At 64.4% G+C, this 952-nt stretch carries 1 protein-coding gene; it reads left to right on the plus strand.

Annotation, left to right across the window (positions count from 1 at the left end):
* Positions 1 to 366 precede the first annotated feature (366 nt).
* The gene (locus ACSDR0_RS50805) at positions 367 to 693 is read left to right on the plus strand and encodes a hypothetical protein (protein WP_435296167.1); all 327 of its coding nucleotides are present in this window, start codon (positions 367 to 369) and stop codon (positions 691 to 693) included.
* The last annotated feature ends 259 nt before the right edge of the window (positions 694 to 952 follow it).

A 952-nucleotide genomic window follows, 5' to 3' on the forward strand; every position in this document is an offset into this window, starting at 1 on the left:
GCATACCGAACACGACGACGGCAGATCACTAGGTGGGCAGGCACCAGCTCGGACCGGTCTGGGGATAGGCATCCAGCACCCTCGCCAAGTCAGGCTCTGCAACTGGCGCCCGCTCACAACATGCGATTAGCCCCAAAGTAACTCTGGGTAATGCCGGCCCGTGACAAGGGGGTTATCGCGGGTCAGGGCTTGCAACAAGAGCGCGCTTGTCTCAAGCCCCGGAGCAGCCCTGACAGGCCACCGGCTCACCCCGGAGACGGGAAACGGGCCGGTGGCCAACGACAAGCCGCGACCAGATTCGTGACTCTCCGTAATTTCTGAATTACAGTTCCCTTCGTCGTGTTTCCCACATAAACGAGGAGGATCATGCACACCCTTATCCGCAAGGCGGGCACTGCCCTGGCCGGTGTCGTCCTGGCCGGCACCGGCATGCTCGTCGCGCTCCCCGCGACCAGCGCTCATGCCGAATCGTTCACGGTCGCAGCGGCCAAGGCCGCGCCGGAGACCGCCTGCACGCAAGCAGCCGGAAGGTGGATCTGCTACCTGCTCTACTGCCGCAACGGCATCTGCTACTACCGCTGCTACCCCGTCGGCTACGCAGGCGACAGGAGTAATGCTCCCACCAGGGACTACACCGTTGAGGGCACCGAAGCCGACGCCGCCCGGCAGATCGAGGTTGACCTACCTGATTGATGAGGTCGGGAGGTGGACCAGAGCGGCCCTGACAGGTCACTGGCCCGCCTCCCGGGAGGCGGGAAACGGGCCGGTGGCCGACGACGTCTTATCCGCCGTGGCGAGCAGACCGCCAGCCCTCATTTGGGGCTAATCGCATGTTGTGAGCGGGCGCCAGTTGCAGAGCCTGACTTGGCGAGGGTGCTGGATGCCTATCCCCAGACCGGTCCGAGCTGGTGCCTGCCCACCTAGTGATCTGCCGTCGTCGTGTTCGGTATGC

Origin of the sequence: Streptosporangium sp. G11 (assembly GCF_051192615.1) — a bacterium.
GTDB lineage: Bacteria > Actinomycetota > Actinomycetes > Streptosporangiales > Streptosporangiaceae > Streptosporangium.

Excerpts from the sequence above, each read along its gene's own strand:
- ACSDR0_RS50805 (WP_435296167.1), top strand. The coding sequence starts at position 367 with ATGCACACCCTTATCCGCAAGGCGGGCACTGCCCTGGCCGGTGTCGTC.